20 protein-coding genes are annotated in these 21434 nt (G+C 61.3%); 7 read left to right on the top strand and 13 right to left on the bottom strand.

The features are described from left to right. Nucleotides 1-93: 93 nt before the first annotated feature. Both AD662_RS00605 and ubiA read left to right on the top strand, forming a co-directional pair. The gene (locus AD662_RS00605; protein ID WP_033062741.1) at nt 94-657 is read left to right on the top strand and encodes a chorismate--pyruvate lyase family protein; all 564 of its coding nucleotides are present in this window, start codon (nt 94-96) and stop codon (nt 655-657) included. Beyond that, the gene (gene ubiA / locus AD662_RS00600) at nt 657-1547 is read left to right on the top strand and encodes a 4-hydroxybenzoate octaprenyltransferase (RefSeq protein WP_018609961.1); all 891 of its coding nucleotides are present in this window, start codon (nt 657-659) and stop codon (nt 1545-1547) included. Before AD662_RS00605 ends, ubiA begins: the two co-directional genes overlap by 1 nt. A gap of 163 nt (nt 1548-1710) precedes the next feature. On the opposite strand, the gene AD662_RS00595 is transcribed toward ubiA, so the two are convergent. After that, nucleotides 1711-2091, bottom strand: coding sequence for a COG4315 family predicted lipoprotein (locus AD662_RS00595; RefSeq protein ID WP_018609963.1), 381 nt, complete (start codon nt 2089-2091; stop codon nt 1711-1713). Between the two features lie 152 nt (nt 2092-2243). Here AD662_RS00595 and phoB point away from each other — a divergent pair, with 152 nt between their 5' ends. The 3 genes from phoB to AD662_RS00580 all read left to right on the top strand — a co-directional run bounded on the left by phoB (nt 2244) and on the right by AD662_RS00580 (nt 5755). Next, nucleotides 2244-2933 carry a phosphate regulon transcriptional regulator PhoB gene (phoB, locus tag AD662_RS00590; RefSeq protein ID WP_003177195.1) on the top strand — a complete coding sequence of 230 codons (690 nt, stop codon included), beginning with the start codon at nt 2244-2246 and terminating at the stop codon, nt 2931-2933. Nucleotides 2934-2978: 45 nt separating this feature from the next. Continuing rightward, complete coding sequence (phoR, locus tag AD662_RS00585) at nt 2979-4301, top strand: phosphate regulon sensor histidine kinase PhoR (protein ID WP_018609965.1); 1323 nt, start codon at nt 2979-2981, stop codon at nt 4299-4301. A 113-nt stretch (nt 4302-4414) separates the two neighbouring features. Then, a complete protein-coding gene (locus AD662_RS00580; RefSeq protein WP_014335895.1) occupies nt 4415-5755 on the top strand; it encodes a hemolysin family protein in 1341 nt (446 codons plus the stop codon). Nucleotides 5756-5918: 163 nt separating this feature from the next. On the opposite strand, the gene AD662_RS00575 is transcribed toward AD662_RS00580, so the two are convergent. From AD662_RS00575 to AD662_RS00540, 8 genes are all read right to left on the bottom strand, one after another. Continuing rightward, the gene (locus tag AD662_RS00575; RefSeq protein ID WP_053184891.1) at nt 5919-6815 is read right to left on the bottom strand and encodes a peptidoglycan DD-metalloendopeptidase family protein; all 897 of its coding nucleotides are present in this window, start codon (nt 6813-6815) and stop codon (nt 5919-5921) included. Between the two features lie 231 nt (nt 6816-7046). Continuing rightward, nucleotides 7047-7997, bottom strand: coding sequence for a response regulator (locus AD662_RS00570; protein ID WP_018609968.1), 951 nt, complete (start codon nt 7995-7997; stop codon nt 7047-7049). 167 nt (nt 7998-8164) lie between these two features. Next, entirely contained in the window at nt 8165-8926 is a 762-nt protein-coding gene (gene phoU / locus AD662_RS00565) for a phosphate signaling complex protein PhoU (protein ID WP_018609970.1), read from the bottom strand. Between the two features lie 97 nt (nt 8927-9023). Continuing rightward, the gene (gene pstB / locus AD662_RS00560) at nt 9024-9857 is read right to left on the bottom strand and encodes a phosphate ABC transporter ATP-binding protein PstB (protein ID WP_014335891.1); all 834 of its coding nucleotides are present in this window, start codon (nt 9855-9857) and stop codon (nt 9024-9026) included. A gap of 175 nt (nt 9858-10032) precedes the next feature. Then, nucleotides 10033-11703, bottom strand: a complete 1671-nt coding sequence (pstA, locus tag AD662_RS00555; protein ID WP_018609972.1) for a phosphate ABC transporter permease PstA — start codon at nt 11701-11703, stop codon at nt 10033-10035. Between the two features lie 15 nt (nt 11704-11718). Next, nucleotides 11719-14004, bottom strand: coding sequence for an ABC transporter permease subunit (locus AD662_RS00550; RefSeq protein ID WP_053177457.1), 2286 nt, complete (start codon nt 14002-14004; stop codon nt 11719-11721). Between the two features lie 153 nt (nt 14005-14157). After that, nucleotides 14158-15156: a phosphate ABC transporter substrate-binding protein PstS family protein gene (locus tag AD662_RS00545; protein WP_018609977.1), complete on the bottom strand. Its 999-nt coding sequence runs from the start codon at nt 15154-15156 to the stop codon at nt 14158-14160. A gap of 240 nt (nt 15157-15396) precedes the next feature. Further along, entirely contained in the window at nt 15397-16695 is a 1299-nt protein-coding gene (locus AD662_RS00540; protein WP_053184889.1) for an MFS transporter, read from the bottom strand. Nucleotides 16696-17072: 377 nt separating this feature from the next. Here AD662_RS00540 and AD662_RS00535 point away from each other — a divergent pair, with 377 nt between their 5' ends. Next, on the top strand, nt 17073-17477 hold the full coding sequence (locus tag AD662_RS00535) for an acyl-CoA thioesterase (RefSeq protein ID WP_003177184.1): 405 nt from the start codon (nt 17073-17075) through the stop codon (nt 17475-17477). Between the two features lie 57 nt (nt 17478-17534). Continuing rightward, complete coding sequence (locus tag AD662_RS00530) at nt 17535-18434, top strand: D-hexose-6-phosphate mutarotase (protein WP_053184886.1); 900 nt, start codon at nt 17535-17537, stop codon at nt 18432-18434. A 142-nt stretch (nt 18435-18576) separates the two neighbouring features. Here the strand turns inward: AD662_RS00530 and AD662_RS00525 are convergent, their stop codons facing one another. The 4 genes from AD662_RS00525 to purE all read right to left on the bottom strand — a co-directional run bounded on the left by AD662_RS00525 (nt 18577) and on the right by purE (nt 21141). Next, nucleotides 18577-19113, bottom strand: coding sequence for a DUF3299 domain-containing protein (locus AD662_RS00525; RefSeq protein ID WP_050585389.1), 537 nt, complete (start codon nt 19111-19113; stop codon nt 18577-18579). Nucleotides 19114-19202: 89 nt separating this feature from the next. Continuing rightward, nucleotides 19203-19448, bottom strand: coding sequence for a GlsB/YeaQ/YmgE family stress response membrane protein (locus AD662_RS00520; protein WP_003196372.1), 246 nt, complete (start codon nt 19446-19448; stop codon nt 19203-19205). 102 nt (nt 19449-19550) lie between these two features. Then, nucleotides 19551-20636 carry a 5-(carboxyamino)imidazole ribonucleotide synthase gene (locus AD662_RS00515; protein ID WP_018604709.1) on the bottom strand — a complete coding sequence of 362 codons (1086 nt, stop codon included), beginning with the start codon at nt 20634-20636 and terminating at the stop codon, nt 19551-19553. 13 nt (nt 20637-20649) lie between these two features. Then, a complete protein-coding gene (gene purE / locus AD662_RS00510; RefSeq protein WP_018604706.1) occupies nt 20650-21141 on the bottom strand; it encodes a 5-(carboxyamino)imidazole ribonucleotide mutase in 492 nt (163 codons plus the stop codon). Between the last annotated feature and the right edge of the window lie 293 nt (nt 21142-21434).

The following is a 21434-nucleotide window of genomic DNA, read 5'->3' as shown; positions in this document are numbered from 1 at the left end:
AAGCACGATCAGCAGGGCAGGCGGCCGGGCCAGTCAAAATCACCGACCGACATGGTAAGCTCGCGCCCTCATTTGCTGCCATTCAAGACCTCTGTGCCGCATACAAATTCGATATTTCCTACACTCCAATGGCTGCCCCAGCCCCTGCTGTCGCCCCGGCCCGATGCAGGTGTCCTCGACTGGCTGTTCGACGAAGGCTCCCTGACCCGGCGCCTCACGCGCCTGTCGGACGGCCATTTCAGCGTCACGCCGTTGTTCGAAGGCTGGCAGCCATTGCGCACCGACGAATGCGCGGCCCTGGACCTGGCCGAGGGCAGCGAGGGCTGGGTGCGCGAGGTGTATCTGCGCGGCCGCGACCAGCCTTGGGTGTTCGCCCGCAGTGTGGCGGCGCGCAGCGCCTTGCAGGGTGACGGCTTGCAGATGGACGAACTGGGTAGCCGTTCCCTGGGGGAGTTGCTGTTTTGCGACCAGGCGTTCCAGCGCCGAGCCATCGAGGTCTGCCATTACCCCGACGCCGGGTTGCCGGAAGAAGTGCGCGCCAGCGGGCTGTGGGGTCGCCGCTCACGTTTCGACCGCGGTGCGTTGAGCGTGCTAGTGGCGGAAATTTTCCTGCCGCGCCTGTGGACCGTCGCCCGCGCCTATTCGGAGAATTTCTGATGTACGTGCAACTGCTCAAATCCTTGAACCGCCTGAATCCACGGGCGTGGGACTTCGTGCAACTGACCCGTATGGACAAGCCCATTGGCATCTACCTGCTGCTGTGGCCGACGTTGTGGGCGTTGTGGATTGCCGGTGAAGGCTCGCCGTCCATCGCCAACGTGGTGATCTTCGTCCTCGGCGTGGTGCTGACCCGCGCTGGCGGCTGTGTGATCAATGACTGGGCCGACCGCAAGGTGGACGGTCACGTCAAGCGCACCGAGCAGCGCCCGCTGGTAAGCGGCAAGATCAGTTCGAAAGAGGCGCTGGTGTTCTTCGCCGTGCTGATGAGCGTGAGTTTCCTGCTGGTGCTGTGCACCAACGCCCCGACTATCCTGCTCTCCCTCGGTGGCCTGGCGCTGGCGTTCAGTTACCCGTTCATGAAGCGCTATACCTACTACCCGCAAGTAGTCCTGGGCGCGGCGTTCTCCTGGGGCATGCCGATGGCGTTCACCGCCGAAACCGGTCATCTGCCGGCCGCCGCCTGGTTGCTGTACATCGCCAACCTGCTGTGGACGGTGGGCTACGACACCTATTACGCGATGACCGACCGGGACGATGACCTGCGCATTGGCGTGAAGTCCACGGCGATCCTGTTTGGCGATGCCGACCGGGTGATCATCCTGACGTTGCAAGGCCTGGCCTTGGGCTGCCTGCTGCTGGCCGGGTCGAAATTCCAACTCGGCGGCTGGTTCCACCTGGGGCTGGTGGCCGCTGCCGCGTGCTTCGCCTGGGAGTTCTGGTACACCCGTGACCGGGACCGGATGCGCTGCTTCAAGGCGTTCCTGCACAACCACTGGGCCGGGTTGGCGATTTTCGTGGGGATTGTGCTGGATTACGCGTTGCGTTGATTCCCCTTGTGGCGAGGGAATTTATGTGGGAGCAAGGCTTGCCCGCGATGAAGGCGCTGCGGTCTCTTAGAAATCGAGGTGCCTGTTTCGCGAGCAAGCTTTGCTCCCACATAAACCCCCTCGCCACAGATGATCTGTCGTTACCTTGGTGGAAATATTTCAGTCAGGGCTTGGCGACCTTCCAGGCACCGTCCATTTTGCCGTCGCCAGTCATGTCTCCGGCCTTCTTGTCCATCACGAAGGTATACAGCGGCATACCCTGATAGGCCCACTGCATTGAGTCATCATCACGCTTGATCACGGTCCAGTCACCCATGGATTTATCACCTGCCTCAGCCATCAGCGGCGGCCAATTGGTGGCACACTTGTCATTGCACGCCGACTTGCCGGCCGAGTCCTTGGCGAAGGTGTAAAGCGTCATGCCCTTATGGTCGGTGAACATACCGTCCTTTTCCATCGCAGGATCGGCTGCCATCGCCAATCCAGGCAGCGTCAGGGCAGCAGCCATCAGCAGGGCTTTGAAAGAAACAGTCATTTGTTTCATGGAAACCTTCCTTTGTAGTTGTCAGAATTCGGACTGAGAAGCTTAGTCCAGGATCCCTTTCACTGCCGCCCCCCGAAATAACTGTCACACGACTGCAATAATTCCGTTATCTAATGCGGCGCAAGACAGTTAAATGACAAGAGGATTACCCCATGGTTGGCAGGAGCATTCTGATCGTCGACGACGAGGCGCCCATCCGCGAGATGATCGCCGTTGCGTTGGAGATGGCCGGCTATGACTGCATGGAAGCAGAAAACTCTCAACAGGCCCACGCCATCATCGTCGACCGCAAGCCCGACCTGATCCTGCTGGACTGGATGCTGCCCGGCACTTCGGGCATCGAACTGGCGCGGCGGCTCAAGCGCGACGAGCTGACCGGCGATATTCCGATCATCATGCTCACCGCCAAGGGCGAAGAGGACAACAAGATCCAGGGCCTGGAAGTCGGCGCCGACGACTACATCACCAAGCCGTTTTCCCCACGGGAGCTGGTGGCGCGTCTGAAAGCCGTGCTGCGACGCGCCGGACCGACGGATGGCGAAGCCCCCATCGAAGTCGGTGGCCTGCTGCTCGACCCGATCAGCCATCGCGTGACCATCGACGGCAAACCCGCCGAAATGGGCCCGACCGAATACCGCTTGCTGCAATTTTTCATGACTCACCAGGAACGTGCCTACACCCGGGGCCAACTGTTGGACCAGGTCTGGGGCGGCAACGTCTATGTCGAGGAGCGCACCGTGGACGTGCATATCCGGCGCCTGCGCAAGGCCCTCGGCGATGCCTATGAAAATCTGGTACAAACCGTGCGCGGCACCGGTTATCGTTTTTCGACCAAGGCCTGATCCGAGCCCTTACCGCCCGACAAAGCTGACAAGGACGCGCGTCACGTGAACCAAAACTGGCATGGCACCCTGATTCGCCACATGTTGTTGCTGGTGACCGGCTGTTTGCTGATCGGCCTGATCAGTGGTTATTACGGTTGGAGCCTGGCCGCGGGCCTGGGGCTTTACCTGGCCTGGACACTCAAGCAATTGCTGCGCCTGCATGAATGGCTGCGCCTGCACCAACCCGACGAAGCGCCGCCCGACGGCTATGGCCTGTGGGGTGAGGTGTTCGACAGCATCTACCACCTGCAACGGCGCGACCAGCGCGTTCGCGGGCGCCTGCAGGCGGTGATCGACCGGGTCCAGGAGTCCACCGCCGCGCTGAAAGACGCGGTGATCATGCTCGACAGCGACGGCAACCTGGAGTGGTGGAACCGCGCCGCCGAGACCCTGCTGGGCCTCAAGACGCCACAGGACAGCGGCCAGCCGGTGACCAACCTGGTGCGTCATCCGCGCTTCAAGGAATATTTCGAGCAGGCCAATTACGCCGAGCCGCTGGAGATCCCTTCGCCCACCAATGATCGGCTACGCATCCAGCTGTACATCACTCGCTATGGCAACAATGAGCACTTGATGCTGGTGCGCGACGTCACGCGTATCCATCAGCTGGAACAGATGCGCAAGGACTTCATCGCCAACGTTTCCCACGAACTGCGCACGCCGTTGACGGTGATCTGTGGTTACCTGGAAACCCTGCTCGACAACGTCGAGGAGGTGAACCCGCGCTGGAGCCGGGCCTTGCAACAGATGCACCAGCAAAGCGGGCGCATGCAGACCCTGCTCAACGACTTGTTGCTGCTGGCGAAGCTGGAAGCCACCGATTACCCGTCGGACAACCAGCCAGTGCCCATCGACGACCTGCTGCAAACCATTGTCGAAGATGCGCAGGAACTGTCCGGCTCCAAGCAGCAGACCATCACCCTGGAAGCCGACGCGGCCGTGCAGCTCAAAGGCAGCGAGGCGGAACTGCGCAGTGCGTTTTCCAACCTGGTGTTCAACGCGGTCAAATACACGCCGGAGCAAGGCCGGATCCATGTGCGCTGGTGGGGCGATGAGCAAGGCGCACACCTGAGCGTGCGCGATTCGGGCATTGGCATCGACAGCAAACACCTGCCGCGCCTGACCGAACGCTTCTACCGTGTCGACTCCAGCCGCAACTCCAATACCGGGGGCACCGGGCTGGGCCTGGCCATCGTTAAACACGTCCTGCTGCGCCATCGCGCCCGCATGGAAATCAGCAGCGTACCCGGCCATGGCAGCACTTTTACCTGCCATTTCGCTCCGACCCAGGTGGTTCGCGCACGCCTCGCCCGCCCCGCTGATTAAGCCCGCCCCCTAGGCAATCGCCGAGTCAGCCGCTACATTGGCTGACTTGCGCCTGCCTTTTCAGGCGCTCATTTTCAATTCCTACGACTATACGGAACCCGCAAAACTCCATCATGGACCCTTCCCCTGGCTTGTCCCTCGTTACACTCTTCGCCGAATTCGGCATGATTCTTTTTGCTCTGATCCTGGTTTTGCTCAACGGTTTTTTCGTTGCGGCCGAATTCGCCATGGTCAAGTTGCGCTCGACCCGGGTCGAAGCCATTGCCGAGCAGAACGGCTGGCGCGGGCACATCCTGCGCACCGTTCATAGCCAGCTCGACGCCTACCTGTCGGCCTGCCAGTTGGGTATCACCCTGGCCTCCCTGGGGCTGGGCTGGGTCGGTGAGCCGGCGTTCGCCCACATCCTCGAGCCCCTGCTGGGCGCTGTCGGCGTACAGTCGCCGGAAGTGATCAAAGGCGTGTCGTTCTTCACCGCGTTCTTCATCATTTCGTACCTGCACATCGTGGTCGGTGAACTGGCGCCCAAATCCTGGGCCATTCGCAAACCCGAGCTGCTGTCGCTGTGGACCGCCGTGCCGCTGTACCTGTTCTACTGGGCCATGTACCCGGCGATCTACCTGCTCAACGCCAGCGCCAACGCCATTTTGCGCATCGCCGGCCAAGGCGAGCCCGGCCCCCATCACGAACACCATTACAGCCGCGAAGAACTGAAGCTGATCCTGCACTCCAGCCGTGGCCAGGACCCGAGCGACCAAGGCATGCGCGTGCTGGCCTCGGCCGTGGAAATGGGCGAGCTGGAAGTGGTGGACTGGGCCAACTCCCGGGAGGACCTGGTGACGCTGGAGTTCAACGCGCCGCTCAAGGAAATCCTGGCGATGTTCCGTCGCCACAAGTTCAGCCGTTACCCGGTGTATGACAGCGAGCGCCAGGAGTTCGTCGGCCTGCTGCACATCAAGGACCTGCTGCTGGAACTGGCGGCCCTGGATCACATTCCCGAGTCGTTCAACCTGGCCGAACTGACCCGGCCGCTGGAGCGCGTGTCGCGACACATGCCGCTGTCGCAATTGCTGGAGCAGTTCCGCAAGGGCGGCTCGCACTTCGCCCTGGTCGAGGAAGCCGACGGCAACATCATCGGCTACCTGACCATGGAAGACGTGCTGGAAGTGCTGGTGGGCGACATCCAGGACGAACACCGCAAGGCCGAACGCGGCATCCTGGCCTACCAGCCGGGCAAGCTGCTGGTACGCGGTGATACACCGCTGTTCAAGGTCGAGCGCCTGCTGGGGATCGACCTGGACCACATCGAAGCCGAAACCCTGGCCGGGCTGGTCTATGAAACCCTCAAGCGCGTGCCGGAAGAGGAAGAAGTACTGGAAGTCGAAGGCCTGCGGATCATCATCAAGAAGATGAAAGGGCCGAAGATCATTCTGGCGAAGGTGTTGATGCTCGATTGAGTGTCAACCCGTTCCGGCGAGCCGGTGGCAAAGCTGTGGGAGCAAAGCTTGCTCGCGATACAGGCGACTCGATTCTGAAAGACCGAGTCGCTTTCATCGCGGGCAAGCCTTGCTCCCACAGATAAATCCCTCCACCACAAAAGCTCCTTCGCATCTGCAGAAGCTATTGCTTGCCCACCGCAAAGTTGGGCAGGTCGCCCACCGGTTGATTGAACTGGTAGGGAATCGACACCAGCCCCAAGCCGGTATTGCGCTGCACCACGAAATGCAGGTGCGGGCCTGAGCTGTTGCCGGTATTGCCCGACAACGCCAACGGCGCGCCCACCCCGACCCGCTGCCCTTCCCGTACGCTCACCGAACCTTTCTGCAAGTGCAGGTAGACGCCCATGGTCCCGTCATCGTGCAGCACCCGCACGAAGTTGCCCGAAGGGTCGTCCCCGCGGCCGGTCTGCTCGTTTTCGGTCTTGATGACCACGCCACCCCGCGCCGCGATGATCGGCGTGCCCACAGGCATGGCAATGTCCATGGCGTAGCGGTTCTTCGGGCCGTAATGGCTGTACTGGCCGTTGGCACCCTGGCTCAGCCGGAACGGCCCGCCACGCCACGGCAACGGGTACTGATAGGCCTGTGCCGCGCCTGCGGGGTCGCCCAGGGAATATTCGAACCTTGGGGTATACACCAGCGGCCTCCCGGGCCGAGTGGCCGTGAGCAGCGCCAGGCGAAGGTTGCTGCGCGCCGGCAGTACCCGACGAATCGGCCGGCTCGGCGTCCCGCTGACGTTGCGCAGCCCGGCGAAACTCAACTCGATCTCCACCGGCGCATACAAATCGTTGCGCACGAACACCGCGTCCGCGCCGTTCTGTTTCTTGATATCGAGGAATACCTGTCGCTCCAGGCGCTCGACCATGCGGTCGCGGAACACGAACACCTGGGCGCCCTTGCTGGGGCGGTCGCTATAGGACACCACGCCATTGGCATCGGTGGATTTGTAGATCGTCATGGCCACGGCCGAGGTGGAGGCCAGGACAAGACCACAGGCAAACAGCAGGGGAGCGAGCATGGGTAAGGGTTCTGTCGAAAAATGAAGGCCTGCACAGCAGCCTAGCAGCTGGGATGGACCAGCGTAGTCGACGGATGTTTCAAAATTGGATCAACGATCGGTGTTGATGATCGTTCCCACGCTCTGCGTGGGAATGCAGCCAGGGACGCTCCGCGTCCCCTCAAGCGCCGAACGCAGAGCGTCCGTAGAGGCATTCCCACGCGGAGCATGGGAACGATCTGCATGGCCGAATCAGGCGCCAGGTACGAAGTGCTTCTGCGCGGTGCCGCGGGCGATCAGGCGGGAGATGTAGTCGAGTTTCTGCGGGTCTTTGTCGACGAAGCGGAACGTCAATTGCAGCCACTCGCTGTCGGGCGTCTGCTCATGGGCGACGATGGCGTGCAGGTAGCCGTTGAGACGCGCGGTTTCGGCGTTGTCGCCCTGCTCCATGTCCAGCACTGCGCTTTCGAGCACTTGTGGCAGGGTCTCGCTGCGCTTGACCACCAGCAGCGCTTCCTTGAGGCTCAGGGCCTTGATCACGCATTGCTGGGTGCCGCTGGACAGGCGCAACTGGCCTTGGCCACGGTTGGTCGTCGAAGCGGCGGCTACCGGTGCCTTGACGGGTGGGCTGTTGAGCAGGCCACGGGCCGGGGCAGCAGCGGCGGGAGCGGGGGCAGCAGCCGGCTTGGCAAAAGGATTCACCACAGGCGCCGAAGCGACCGCCGCCACCGCAGCCTTGCCGCCCGTCAGGGCGCTTAGGGAGTCATTGCCGAACGCCGAGTTCATCTTGGTCGGGGCACTGTTCATCAGCGTGTCGAGCTTGCCGACCTTATGCAGGGCCTGCTTGACCTTGGTCAGTAGCTGCTCGTTGGTGAACGGCTTGCTGACATAACCGGAGACGCCGGCCTGGATCGCCTGGACCACGTTTTCCTTGTCGCCGCGGCTGGTGACCATCACGAACGGCATGCCCTTGAGGTTGTCCTGCTGGCGGCACCAGGTCAGCAGTTCCAGGCCGGACATTTCCGGCATTTCCCAATCGCACAGCACCAGGTCGAACGCCTCTCGAGCCAGCAGGGCCTGGGCTTTCTTGCCGTTCACCGCGTCTTCGATGCGCACGCCCGGGAAGTAGTTGCGCAGGCACTTCTTCACCAGGTCACGAATGAACGAAGCATCGTCCACGACCAACACACTGACCTTACTCATCCAGATACACCTCTAAAAAATCCCGGCAAGCATACCGCTTTTACTGATGGCACATTGCCAAAAACCTTCAGTCACGCCGGGACTTTTCGTTCGCGGGGTGCTGCTTTCGATTAAAAAAAACCCAAAAAAAAGCCCGACCAGAAGGCCGGGCGCTTTTCTTGGCAATCTTACTTATCGTCAGTTTCGCCCGGAACATTAGCAGTTTCGGACGGGGTGCCCTCAACTTCTTCCTTCATGCGCTTGAGCCCCAGATGCCGCACATCGGTGCCGCGCACCAGGTAGATGACAAGTTCCGAGATGTTGCGCGCATGATCGCCGATACGCTCGAGAGAACGCAGCACCCAGATGATGCTCAACACCCGCGAGATAGAGCGCGGATCTTCCATCATGTAAGTCGCCAGCTCGCGCAGGGCGGTCTTGTATTCGCGGTCGATGATCTTGTCGTACTGGGCCACCGACAGTGCCAGGTCGGCGTCGAAGCGGGCAAAGGCGTCCAGTGCATCGCGGACCATGTTGCGCACCTGGTCGCCAATGTGGCGAACCTCGACGTAACCGCGCGGCGCCTCGCCTTCTTCGCACAACTGAATGGCACGACGGGCGATCTTGGTGGCTTCGTCGCCGATTCGCTCAAGATCGATCACCGACTTGGAGATGCTGATGATCAGGCGCAGGTCAGAAGCCGCCGGCTGTCGACGGGCCAGGATACGCAGGCACTCCTCGTCGATGTTGCGCTCCATCTGGTTGATCTGGTCATCGATTTCACGCACCTGCTGGGCCAGGCCGGAGTCGGCCTCGATCAGCGCGGTCACCGCGTCGTTGACCTGCTTTTCCACCAGCCCGCCCATGGCCAGCAAGTGACTGCGCACTTCCTCAAGCTCAGCGTTGAACTGTGCGGAAATGTGGTGAGTAAGGCCTTCCTTCGAAATCATCTTGTTCGCTCCGCGAAAGTTGCAAGCTTCAAGCTGCAAGCTTCAAGCAGTTAAATGTTGATCCTGATAGCGCAGTGCGGCTATGCAGCAGCCTCGACTAGCCGTAACGACCGGTGATGTAGTCCTCGGTCTGTTTCTTGGCCGGATTGGTGAACAGGGTATCGGTATCGCCGAATTCCACCAGTTTGCCCATGTACATGAACGCCGTGTAGTCGGAAACCCGCGCCGCCTGTTGCATGTTGTGGGTCACGATGACGATGGTGAACTTGGACTTGAGCTCGTAGATCAGTTCTTCGACTTTCAGCGTCGAGATCGGGTCCAGGGCCGAGCAAGGTTCGTCGAGCAGCAGCACTTCCGGCTCCACGGCGATGGTGCGGGCGATCACCAGACGTTGCTGCTGACCGCCGGACAGACCGAGGGCCGATTCATGCAGACGGTCCTTGACCTCATCCCACAGCGCCGCGCCCTTGAGGGCCCATTCCACGGCTTCGTCGAGGATGCGCTTCTTGTTGATGCCCTGGATGCGCAAGCCGTAGACCACGTTCTCGTAGATGGTTTTCGGGAACGGGTTGGGCTTCTGGAACACCATGCCCACGCGACGACGCAACTCGGCCACGTCTTCGCCCTTGCGGTAGATGTTGTTGCCGTAGAGGTTGATTTCCCCTTCGACACGGCAGCCGTCCACCAGGTCGTTCATGCGGTTGAAGGTGCGCAGCAAGGTCGACTTGCCGCAGCCCGACGGGCCGATGAACGCGGTGACGCGCTGTTTCGGGATATTCAGGCTGACGTCATACAGCGCCTGCTTGTCGCCGTAGAACAGGTTCAGGCCGGGCACTTCGATGGCGACGGTTTCCTGAGCCAGGTCCAGGCTCTGCTTGTCGCGGCCCAGGGCCGACATGTTGATGCCGTGTGTGTGTGCTTCGTGTTGCATGGGAGGCTCCCTGTGCTAACAAATTCGGTTCGGTTGGCCACTGAGCGGCCATGCCAATCTGTGTATGTGTCTGTGTGGGAGCGAGCCTGCTCGCGATTCAGGCGACTCGGTCTGGCTTTGAACCGAGGTGATGCCATCGCGAGCAGGCTCGCTCCCACAGAAAATCAATGTGTAATCAACTATCCAGTGCCTTGTACTTCTCGCGCAGGTGGTTACGGATCCACACCGCCGACAGGTTGAGCGTGGCGATCACCAGCACCAGCAGCAGCGCCGTGGCGTACACCAGCGGTCGCGCCGCTTCGACGTTCGGGCTCTGGAAGCCCACGTCATAGATATGGAAGCCCAGGTGCATGATCTTCTGGTCCAGGTGCAGGTACGGGTAGTTGCCGTCCAGCGGTAGCGACGGCGCCAGTTTCACCACGCCCACCAGCATCAACGGCGCCACTTCACCGGCAGCACGGGCCACGGCGAGGATCATCCCGGTCATCATCGCCGGACTCGCCATGGGCAGGACGATTTTCCACAGGGTCTCGGCCTTGGTCGCGCCGAGGGCCAGGGAGCCTTCGCGCACGGTACGCGGGATCCGCGCCAGGCCTTCCTCGGTGGCCACGATCACCACCGGCACCGCCAGCAGCGCCAGGGTCAGGGATGCCCAAAGCAGGCCCGGGGTGCCGAAGGTCGGCGCCGGCAAGGCCTCGGGGAAGAACAGGCGGTCGACCGAACCACCCAGCACGTAGACGAAGAAGCCCAGGCCAAACACACCGTAGACGATGGCCGGAACACCCGCCAGGTTGTTCACCGCGATGCGGATCAGGCGGGTCATCGGGCCTTGGCGGGCGTATTCACGCAGGTAGACCGCCGCCAGCACGCCGAACGGCGTCACGATCATCGCCATGATCAGGGTCATCATCACAGTGCCGAAAATCGCCGGGAAGATGCCACCTTCAGTGTTGGCTTCACGCGGGTCGTCGCTGAGGAATTCCCAGACCTTGCTGACGTAGAAACCCATCTTGGTGAACGTCCCCATGCCGTTTGGCTGGTAGGCGTGCACCACTTTGCCGATTTCGATTTCCACTTCCTTGCCGTTGGCATCGCGGGCGGTCAGGCTGTCGCGATTGAACTGCGCATGCAGGTCGGCCAGGCGCGCTTCGATATCCTTGTAGCGGGCATTGAGTTCGGCACGCTCGCTTTCCAGGTCCGCCTGGGCAGAAGCGTCGAGCTTGCCGTCCAGTTCCAGTTTGCGACCGTGCAGACGGATGCGTTCCAGGCCGGCGTTGATTGCACCGATGTCGACTTTTTCCAGGGTCTTGAGCTCGGAGGCCAACTGGTTGACGCGCTCTACGCGAGCCTGCAGTTGCGGCCAGGCGGCCTCGCCTTCGGCGATGACCTTGCCGTCTTCCTTGACGTTGACCAGGTAGCCGTAGAAGTTGCCCCACTCACGACGCTCGATGGCCATCAGCTCCGGCGGCGTGGTCTGGTTGGTCAGCCAGTCGCCAACGATCCAGGTGAAGTCGGTGCCGTTCAGGTCCCGGTTGCCAACCTTGATCAGTTCGCGGGTCATGAACTCGGGGCCTTCGTCGGGCACCGGCAGGCCAGCGCTTTTCAGGCGCTCACGAGGCACTTCTTCCTTCTGCACGACTTCGCCGACCACCAGGTGCGCAGGCATTCCCGGCACGTTGTAGCTAGCGTGGACCAGGTCCGCCGGCCAGAAGTGGCCCAGGCCGCGCACGGCGATCACCGCCAGCAGGCCAATGGTCATGATGACCGCGATGGACACCGCGCCGCCGCTGATCCAGACGCCGGGGGCGCCGCTCTTGAACCATCCTTTCAGGGAGTTCTGTTTCACAGACTTCTACCTTTCTTAAAGCGACGAATATTTCTTGCGCAGACGCTGACGGATCAGCTCGGCGAGGGTGTTCATGACGAAGGTGAACAACAGCAGCACCAGGGCCGACAGGAACAGCACGCGGTAATGGCTGCCGCCGACTTCCGACTCAGGCATCTCCACCGCCACGTTGGCCGCCAGGGTGCGCAGGCCTTCGAACAGGTTCATTTCCATGACCGGCGTGTTACCGGTGGCCATCAGCACGATCATGGTCTCGCCCACCGCACGGCCCATGCCGATCATCAGCGCCGAGAAGATGCCGGGGCTGGCGGTGAGGATCACCACGCGGGTCATGGTCTGCCACGGCGTGGCACCGAGGGCCAGGGAGCCCAGGGTCAAGCCGCGCGGCACGCTGAACACGGCGTCTTCGGCGATGGAGTAGATGTTCGGGATCACCGCGAAGCCCATCGCCAGGCCGACCACCAGGGCGTTGCGCTGGTCGTAGGTGATGCCCAGGTCATGGGAGATCCACATGCGCATGTCGCCGCCGAAGAACCAGGCTTCCATGTACGGGCTCATGTACAGCGAGAGCCAGCCCACGAACAGGATCACCGGGATCAGCAGGGCGCTTTCCCAGCCGTCCGGCACTCTCAGGCGAATGGATTCCGGCAGCCGGCTGAAGACGAAACCGGCGACCAGGATGCCAATTGGCAGCAACATCAGCAGGCTGAAAATACCCGGCAGGTGCCCTTCGACGTACGGCGCCAGGAACAGGCCGGCGAAGAACCCGAGGATCACCGTCGGCATCGCTTCCATCAGCTCGATCACCGGTTTGACCTTGCGGCGCATGCCCGGGGCCATGAAGTAGGCGGTGTAGATCGCGGCGGCAATGGCCAGCGGCGCAGCCAGCAACATCGCGTAGAACGCCGCTTTCAGGGTGCCAAAGGTCAGCGGCGAAAGGCTCATCTTGGGTTCGAAGTCGGTGTTGGCGGCGGTCGATTGCCAGACGTACTTGGGTTCGTCGTAGTTTTCGTACCAGACCTTACTCCACAACGCGCTCCACGACACTTCCGGGTGCGGATTGTCCAGCGTCAAGGGTTGCAGCTTGCCGCCCTGTTCAACGATCAGGCGGTTGGCCCGTGGCGACATGCCGAACAGGCCCTGGCCGTCGACCACCTGGTCCACCAGCAGAGTACGGTGGGCGGTGCTGTGGAACACGCCAAGCTTGCCGGCGGCGTCGAGCGCAACAAAGCCTTTGCGACGTTCTTCGGCGCTGATCTCGACGATGGGCGTGCTGCCCATCTGGAAGGTACGAATCTGTTTGAAGCGCAACTCGCCGTCCGGATCGCGGGCCATGAACCACTGGGCCAGGCCGCCCTTGGAGTCGCCGATGATCAGCGAGATCCCGCCCACCAGCTGGGTGGCGGCGGTGACTTGGGCGTCGGCGTTCTCGAGCAGTTTGTAGCGGCCATTGAGGCTCTTGTCCCGCAGGCTGAACACATCGGCCTGGGCACGTCCGTTGACCACATACAGCCATTGCTGGCGCGGGTCGACGAAGATGTTCTTCACCGGCTCAGTCATCTGCGGCAGGTCGATACGCGTCTGCTCGCTGGTGACCTCACCGGTCATCATGTTTTCTTCGCTGGTGAGCGACAGCACTTGCAGCTGGGCACCGCTGGAACCGGCCAGCAGCAGGGTCGAATCGGTGGCGTTGAGGCTGACATGTTCCAGGGCCAAGCCCTGTTCGTTCAACGCGATCGGCGTCTCGCCGTAAGGGTATTCGACGGCGGGCGAGATGGTTTTCTTGCCGTCCGGGTAGCTGACCTTATAGGTGTGACGGAATACCAAAGCCTGGCCGTTGGACAGGCCGATCGCCACCAGTGGGCTGCCGGGCTGGTCTTCCCCAATGGCCGTCACGCTGGCGCCAGCCGGAATCGGCAGGTCGACGCGGCGCAGTTCGGCACCGCTGTCGAGGTCGTAGAACAGCGCCTGGCCCTTGTCGGAAACCCGCATGGCCACTTGGTTCTGTTCTTCGATGGCAATCATCAGCGGTTTGCCGGCGTCTTGCATCCAGGCCGGGGTGATCGAGTCCTTGGCCTCCAGGTCCGCGCCCTGGAACAGGGGCAGCACGACGTAGGCCAGGAAGAAGAAGATCAACGTAATGGCGGCGAGGACGGCGAGGCCGCCGACCAGCACGTACCAGCGGGTCAGGCGATCCTTGAGCGCGCGAATGCGGCGCTTGCGTTGCAGCTCAGGCGTATTGAAGTCAATGCGCTTGGGAGGGGAAGTCGTAGTCATTGTGGAATTGGCCAGATCATTCATGCGCACACCCTAGCGATCCTGTATGACAGAAAGATGACAATGCAGTGACGCAACAAATCCGCCGCCAGCAGAAAGCGGCAGCGGACAGGAATTTGGGTTGTGGGAGCAACCTTCACTCCCACAGGAGTCCGGGCGTTGGCCCGGGCTCAGGTATTACTTCTTGGCGACGTTGCCGCCTTCTTGCAGACCCAGGTCAGCCAGTGCCTTGGCGGCTACTTTGGCTGGCAGCGGGATGTAGCCGTCCTTGACCACGACTTCCTGGCCTTGCTTGGACAGGATCAGCTTCACGAACTCGGCTTCCAGCGGGGCCAGAGGCTTGTTCGGTGCCTTGTTGACATAAACGTAGAGGAAGCGCGACAGCGGGTACTTGCCGTTCAGGGCGTTTTCTTCGGTGTCTTCGATGAACTCGCCGCCTTCTTTCTTGGCCAGGGCAACGGTTTTCACGCTGGCGGTCTTGTAGCCGATACCCGAGTAGCCAACGCCGTTGAGCGAGCTGCTGATCGACTGCACAACCGAGGCCGAGCCAGGCTGTTCATTGACGTTGGACTTGTAGTCACCTTTGCACAGGGCTTCTTCTTTGAAGTAGCCGTAGGTGCCGGACACCGAGTTACGACCGAACAACTGGACTGGCTTGTTGGCCAGGTCACCGGTCACGCCCAGGTCGCCCCAGGTCTTGACGTCAGCCTTGGCGCCGCACAGACGAGTGGAGGAGAAAATCGCATCAACCTGAGCCATGGTCAGGCCTTTGATCGGGTTGTCCTTGTGTACGAATACCGCCAGGGCGTCCACGGCAACCGGGATGGCGGTAGGCTTGTAACCGTATTTGGTTTCGAAAGCCTGCAGCTCGTTGTCCTTCATCTTGCGGCTCATCGGGCCCAGATTGGAGGTGCCTTCGGTGAGCGCAGGTGGCGCGGTGGAGGAACCGGCGGCCTGAATCTGGATGTTTACGTTCGGGTATTCTTTCTTGTAGTTCTCGGCCCACAAGGTCATCAGGTTGGCCAGGGTATCGGAGCCGACGCTGGACAGGTTGCCCGATACACCAGTGGTCTTGGTGTAGCTCGGGATCGCAGGGTCAACAGCGGCCACCGCGTTGGCAGTCGCAACGCCAGCAGCGACAAAAGTCATTGCCGCCATCAAACGCTTCAGTTTCATGCCTTACTCCTAGCAGATAGGGTGTGTTAAGTCGGCCAAGTATCGGTAAGCCGTGTGAACACTCTATGGCTGAAATATGACAATTGGATGAAAGGCCAGTATCGAGTTTTACAAAATGATTCGTGGCGCTCCCCATCGCGAGCAAGCTCGCTCCCACAGGGGCTTTGCGGCGAACGCAGAACCTTTGTGGGAGCGAGCTTGCTCGCGATGAGGCCCGTGCAGTCAGTGAAAAAATCGGACCTAGCGCCCCTTCTTCCAAAGATAACCGCCCACCACAATCCCGATCCCACAGATGGCCGCCACGTAATACGCCGGCCCCATCGAGCTCTCTTTCAACAGCAGGGTCACGATCATCGGCGTCAACCCGCCGAAAATTGCATAGGCCAGGTTGTAGGAAAATGACAGGCCGCTGAAACGCACCACGGCCGGGAAGGCATTGACCATCACATAGGGCACCGCGCCGATGGTGCCCACCAGCAAGCCACTCAAGGCATACAGCGGGAACAGCCACTCGGGGTGATCGAACAGGCAGTGGTAGAAGGTCCAGAAGGTGATCAACAGCAAACCGCTGCCGAAGACAAACACCCGGCCGGCGCCGAAACGGTCGGCCAGCACACCCGCACCGATGCAACCGAAACTCAGGAACACGATCGCCAGGCTGTTGGCCTGCAGCGCGGTGGTCGGACTGAAGTGGTACACCGTCTGCAGCACAGTCGGTGTCATCAGGATGACCACAATGACGCCGGCCGACAGCAGCCAGGTCAACAGCATGGAAATGGCGATGGCGCCGCGATGATCACGCAGCACGGCCCGCAGCGGCACTTCCTCGGCCAGGGCCTTGCGCAGTTGCAGCTCGGCGAACACTGGGGTTTCGTGCAACCAGCGGCGCAGGTACACCGAAAACAGCCCGAACACACCACCCAGCAGGAACGGGATCCGCCAGGCGTAATCGGCCACTTCCACGGGTGTATAAATGCTGTTGATCGCCGTGGCGACCAGCGAACCCAACAAAATTCCCGCCGTCAGGCCGCAAGTCAGCGTGCCGCAGGCATAGCCGATGTGGCGCGCCGGAACGTGTTCGGAAACGAATACCCAGGCGCCCGGCACTTCTCCGCCGATGGCCGCGCCCTGGATCACCCGCATCAGCAACAGCAGGATGGGCGCCCACATGCCGATCTGCGCATAAGTGGGCAGCAGGCCCATGATCAGGGTCGGCACCGCCATCATGAAAATGCTCAGGGTGAACATCTTCTTGCGCCCCAGCAGGTCGCCGAAGTGGGCCATGACGATCCCGCCCAGCGGCCGGGCCAGGTAACCGGCGGCAAAAATGCCGAACGTCTGCATCAAGCGCAGCCACTCGGGCATTTCGGCAGGGAAGAACAATTTGCCGACCACGGTGGCAAAGAACACGAAAATGATGAAATCGTAGAACTCCAGCGCACCACCCAAGGCAGAAAGCGACAGGGTCTTGTAATCGTTGCGGGTCAGTGGACGTGCCGGTTGTGCGGGCGTCGCCGTGCTCGAAGGCGCAATGGTCATGGCAAGGACTTCTCTTATAGTTGGTTCTGCAACCCTGTTAACACGGGTTGGGGGCCTGGGCAGGTCCGGCACGATAGCAAATTGTTCGAAAAAGCACATAGAGGTGCGTATTTGATAGTCAAAATCAGAACCGAGTGGTCGTCTCGACGTCTATCGCCCGATATACTCGCAACCTTGCAGTACTCTGTAAGGGGTTGCTGTGCGAAAACGTCGTTGGTGGTGTAGTACCAGAACCAGCCGGTTTCGCAGAGTTTCCCTTTGGCACGCCTTTACGAAAAACGTGACGAACGCAGTATGTTCGGGCTGAATCGTTTTTTACAAAGACGGCTATTCACCTGAAGTACAAGACAGCGTTACGGGTCAGAGGCACCCCCGGCATGATAGAGCTCGAACAAGAAGATCCAATCCCGCAAGGCGACCTGGCCCTGCAAATCACCGCGCTCCCTCGCGAGACCAACGGCTTCGGCGATATTTTCGGCGGCTGGCTGGTGTCCCAGATGGACCTGGCCGGCACCGCCATGGCCAGCAAAGTGGCCGGCGGACGCGTGGCCACTGTGGCGATCGATCGCATGGCGTTCCTCGTGCCGGTGGCAGTGGGGGCGCAGCTTTCCTTTTATACCCAGGCGCTGGAAATCGGCCGCAGCTCGATCCAGATGATGGTCGAGGTCTGGAGCGACGACCCGCTGTCCAGTGAATGGCGCAAGGTGACCGAGGCGGTATTTGTCTTCGTCGCCATCGACGGCAGCGGTCGCACCCGCTCGGTTCCGCCGCGCGCCCGTTAAACACGACGGCCGTTTTGCGGTCCATTGCAGTCCCTGTTCCCGAGCGAGATTTGCAACATGCCTACGCCCAACGTCGAAGCCGTCAAACTGGATGAACTGAACGCCTGGCGCATCCGCCACGGTCAGGCCGAGTTGCTGGTGGCCCAACAAGGCGCGCATATCCTCAGCTATCAAGTGGACGGCCAGCCGCCGCTGATCTGGCTCAACGACCAGGCTACCTTCAAGGCCGGCAAGAGCATCCGCGCGGGCGTGCCGGTGTGCTGGCCGTGGTTCGGCAACCTGACGCGCAACCCCGACAGCGTACAGGCCATGCGCGTGAGCAACGACCCGGCCACCGCCCACGGCCTGGTGCGGGCGATGGATTGGTCGTTGAAGGGCATCGAAGCCGAAGGCGAAAGCCTCAAGGTGGAATTCGTGCTGCCCTACCCCGAGAACGGCCTCCCTGGCTGGCCTCATCAGGTCGACCTGACGCTGACCATCGTGATGGACGAGCAACTGCACATCCGCCTCACCAGCCATAACCGTGGCAGCGAAACCGTCAGCCTCAGCCAGGCGCTTCACAGCTACTTTGCCGTGAGCGACGTGCGCAACGTGCAGGTCGAAGGGGTGGACGGCTTGAGCTACATCGAGACCCTGGACGACTGGAAAACCGTCACCCAGGCCGGCAACCTGCACTTTGCCGGCGAGACCGACCGCATTTATCTCGATACCCCACCGAAGCTGAGCATCATTGACCCGCTGTGGGAACGACGGATCGAGCTGACCAGCAGTGGTTCGCGCTCGGCGGTGATCTGGAACCCCTGGACCGAACGCGCCAAGGCCTTCAGTGACATGGCCGACGATGGCTGGCAGCGCATGCTGTGCATCGAGACAGCCAATGTGATGGACGATGTGGTGACGTTGTTGCCAGAAGCCAGCCATACCCTGGGCGTGAGCATCGGCAGCAAGCCGCTCTAAGTCTAAGCCACACCATAAAATCGACTGTGGGAGCGGGCTTGCTCGCGAAGGCGGTGTATCAGTTGATACTCATTTGACTGACACGCCGCCTTCGCGAGCAAGCCCGCTCCCACATTTGGATCTACGCCATATCTGCGGCCTATTACAAATCAGCCTCCTGCACCACCCGCACCTTCTCCGCCTCCAGCGCATACGCCGCACTCGCCAGATCATTGTCGACCTTTTCGATCTTCAACGTGCCCGTCACCCACAGCGGTGTGTAGATGTCGTCCAGCTTCAGGCCCTTGGGAAAGCGCACCAGCACCAACTGGTTAGGCGGCGGTGGCGGGACGTGGATGCAGGCGCCGGGGTAGGGCACCAGGAAAAACAGCGTGCTGCGGCCCTTGGCGTCGGTTTCCAGCGGCACCGGGTAACCGCCGATGCGGATGTGTTTGTCATTCATGGCCGCCACGGTCTTGGTCGAATACATCACCGCCGGCAAGCCTTTGCTTTGCTTCAGGCCGCCTTTTTCGGTGAAGGTGCCGTTGGCTTCCGGGGAGTCGTGGTCGATCTCGGGCATGGCCTCGAGGGCTTTCTGGTCCGACTTGGGCATCAGTTCGAGCCAGTCGGTTTCCGGCAGCTCGGCAGCATGGGCCAGGCCACTGCCCAGCAGAAGAAGGGTCAACACTAGACGGCGCATGAAAGGGCTCGGCAATGAGTGGAAAGTGAACCGCCGAGCATTCTAGCCCCCTCTGCGCGCCAGGCAGAGAGGGCTTTATTGCATTTGAATCAGTTTCTTTTGATCAGGCCGTAGATCACCAGCAATACCACCGCGCCCACCAGGGCCCCGATGAAACCAGCACCTTGGCCGGCCTGGTAGATGCCCAGGGCCTGGCCGCCGTAAGTGGCCGCCAACGAACCGCCGATACCGAGCAGGATGGTCATGATCCAGCCCATGCTGTCATCGCCCGGTTTCAGGAAGCGTGCCAGCAGGCCAACGATCAAGCCGATAAAAATGGTTCCGATGATTCCCATGGCATTGCCCTCTGGTTGGATAGCTATGCCAAAGCCTAGACAGGCTTTGGCACTTAGCCATGAGAGAGATTCGCCGACGAATGGTTCCACCGATGCTGCAGATTATTGCTCGGCGATCAGCGTCTCGACCTTGATGATCTGCTGGGCCAGCGTCGCCCGGTCAGCACAGCGCAGGTTGGCGTGGCCGACCTTGCGCCCGACCTTGAACGCCTTGCCATAGTGATGCAGATGGCAGTCAGCGATCGACAGGACTTTCTCGCTGTCCGGCACCTTGCCGATGAAGTTGAGCATGGCGCTTTCACCGACCTTGGCGGTCGACCCCAGTGGCAGCCCGGCCACCGCCCGCAGGTGGTTTTCGAACTGGCTGCACTCGGCGCCTTCGGTGGTCCAGTGCCCGGAGTTGTGGACCCGAGGGGCGATTTCGTTGGCCTTGAGGCCGCCGTCCACTTCAAAGAACTCGAACGCCATCACGCCGACATAATCGAGCTGCTTGAGCACCCGGCTGGAATAGTCTTCGGCCAGGGCCTGCAACGGATGGTCGGTGCTGGCGACGGACAGCTTGAGAATGCCGTCCTTGTGAGTGTTGTGCACCAGCGGGTAGAAACGGATCTCACCGTCACGGGCACGCACGGCGATCAGCGAGACTTCCCCGGTGAATGGCACGAAGCCTTCCAGCAGGCAGGCCACGCTGCCGAGTTCGGCGAACGTACCGACCACGTCTTCAGGCTTGCGCAGGACTTTCTGGCCCTTGCCGTCGTAACCCAGGGTGCGGGTCTTGAGCACGGCGGGCAGGCCGATGGCAGCGACGGCAGCGTCCAGGTCGGCCTGGGACTGAATGTCGGCGAAGGCTGGCGTGGGAATGCCCAGGTCCTTGAACATGTTCTTTTCGAACCAGCGGTCACGGGCGATCCGCAAGGCTTCGGCGCTCGGGTAGACCGGGACGAACTGGGACAGGAAGGCCACGGTTTCGGCCGGGACGCTTTCGAACTCGAAGGTCACCAGGTCAACTTCATCAGCCAATTGACGCAGGTGATCCTGGTCGCCGTAGTCGGCCCGCAGGTGTTCACCCAGTGCCGCGGCGCAGGCGTCCGGCGCCGGGTCCAGGAAAGCGAAGTTCATCCCCAGCGGTGTACCTGCCAGGGCCAACATGCGACCCAACTGGCCGCCACCGATTACACCGATCTTCATTTCGTCAACAACCTCAGGCAATGCGTGGGTCTGGATTGTCCAGGACGCTGTCTGTCTGCTCAGCGCGGAATTTTTTCAGCACGGTATGAAATTGTGGGTGCTTGGCGCCCAGGATGCTCGCCGACAGCAGGGCCGCGTTGATCGCGCCAGCCTTGCCGATGGCCAGGGTCGCGACCGGGATGCCGGCCGGCATCTGCACTATCGACAGCAACGAATCGACGCCCGAGAGCATCGCAGACTGGACCGGCACGCCCAGCACCGGCAGGTGGGTCTTGGCCGCACACATGCCTGGCAAATGGGCGGCGCCACCGGCACCGGCGATGATCACCTCGATGCCACGCGCCTCGGCCTCTTCGGCGTACTGGAACAGCAGGTCCGGGGTACGGTGGGCGGAGACCACTTTCACCTCGTAAGGGATGCCGAGCTTTTCCAGCATATCGGCGGTGTGGCTAAGGGTGGACCAATCGGACTTGGAGCCCATGATCACGCCAACCAGTGCACTCATCGTCGTGCCTCTTCTCTCTGGGCGCCCGCAGGCGCGTCAAAAAACAACAAGCCACGCAGGAAACCGGCGTGGCTTGTTGTACGAATTATGGCCGGGCGAACCGACCGAAGGCCGGGCAGTATACCGAAAATGGTGCGTTAAACGCACTTTCGCCGACCATCTGTCATTTGTGGTGAAGTGGCGGTTTTATTGACTCGCAGGTCAGCGTCGGAACAGCGCTGATCCCTTGTGGGAGCGGGCTTGCTCGCGAATGCGGTGTGTCAGTTAAGAAGGTGGCGACTGACACACCGCAT

It is taken from the genome of Pseudomonas kilonensis, assembly GCF_001269885.1.
In the GTDB taxonomy this organism is placed as follows: Bacteria; Pseudomonadota; Gammaproteobacteria; order Pseudomonadales; family Pseudomonadaceae; genus Aquipseudomonas; species Aquipseudomonas kilonensis.
Note: the sequence above shows the minus strand (reverse complement) of the source record. Positions and strands in the feature narration are given on the sequence as shown.

Excerpts from the sequence above, each read along its gene's own strand:
- AD662_RS00550 (WP_053177457.1), bottom strand. The coding sequence starts at position 14,004 with ATGAATGATCTGGCCAATTCCACAATGACTACGACTTCCCCTCCCAAG.
- phoU (WP_018609970.1), bottom strand. The coding sequence starts at position 8,926 with ATGATTTCGAAGGAAGGCCTTACTCACCACATTTCCGCACAGTTCAAC.
- AD662_RS00580 (WP_014335895.1), top strand. The coding sequence starts at position 4,415 with ATGGACCCTTCCCCTGGCTTGTCCCTCGTTACACTCTTCGCCGAATTC.
- AD662_RS00545 (WP_018609977.1), bottom strand. The coding sequence starts at position 15,156 with ATGAAACTGAAGCGTTTGATGGCGGCAATGACTTTTGTCGCTGCTGGC.
- ubiA (WP_018609961.1), top strand. The coding sequence starts at position 657 with ATGTACGTGCAACTGCTCAAATCCTTGAACCGCCTGAATCCACGGGCG.
- AD662_RS00535 (WP_003177184.1), top strand. The coding sequence starts at position 17,073 with ATGATAGAGCTCGAACAAGAAGATCCAATCCCGCAAGGCGACCTGGCC.
- AD662_RS00520 (WP_003196372.1), bottom strand. The coding sequence starts at position 19,448 with ATGGGAATCATCGGAACCATTTTTATCGGCTTGATCGTTGGCCTGCTG.
- AD662_RS00595 (WP_018609963.1), bottom strand. The coding sequence starts at position 2,091 with ATGAAACAAATGACTGTTTCTTTCAAAGCCCTGCTGATGGCTGCTGCC.
- phoB (WP_003177195.1), top strand. The coding sequence starts at position 2,244 with ATGGTTGGCAGGAGCATTCTGATCGTCGACGACGAGGCGCCCATCCGC.
- AD662_RS00575 (WP_053184891.1), bottom strand. The coding sequence starts at position 6,815 with ATGCTCGCTCCCCTGCTGTTTGCCTGTGGTCTTGTCCTGGCCTCCACC.
- AD662_RS00540 (WP_053184889.1), bottom strand. The coding sequence starts at position 16,695 with ATGACCATTGCGCCTTCGAGCACGGCGACGCCCGCACAACCGGCACGT.
- AD662_RS00515 (WP_018604709.1), bottom strand. The coding sequence starts at position 20,636 with ATGAAGATCGGTGTAATCGGTGGCGGCCAGTTGGGTCGCATGTTGGCC.
- AD662_RS00525 (WP_050585389.1), bottom strand. The coding sequence starts at position 19,113 with ATGCGCCGTCTAGTGTTGACCCTTCTTCTGCTGGGCAGTGGCCTGGCC.
- AD662_RS00530 (WP_053184886.1), top strand. The coding sequence starts at position 17,535 with ATGCCTACGCCCAACGTCGAAGCCGTCAAACTGGATGAACTGAACGCC.
- purE (WP_018604706.1), bottom strand. The coding sequence starts at position 21,141 with ATGAGTGCACTGGTTGGCGTGATCATGGGCTCCAAGTCCGATTGGTCC.
- pstB (WP_014335891.1), bottom strand. The coding sequence starts at position 9,857 with ATGCAACACGAAGCACACACACACGGCATCAACATGTCGGCCCTGGGC.
- AD662_RS00570 (WP_018609968.1), bottom strand. The coding sequence starts at position 7,997 with ATGAGTAAGGTCAGTGTGTTGGTCGTGGACGATGCTTCGTTCATTCGT.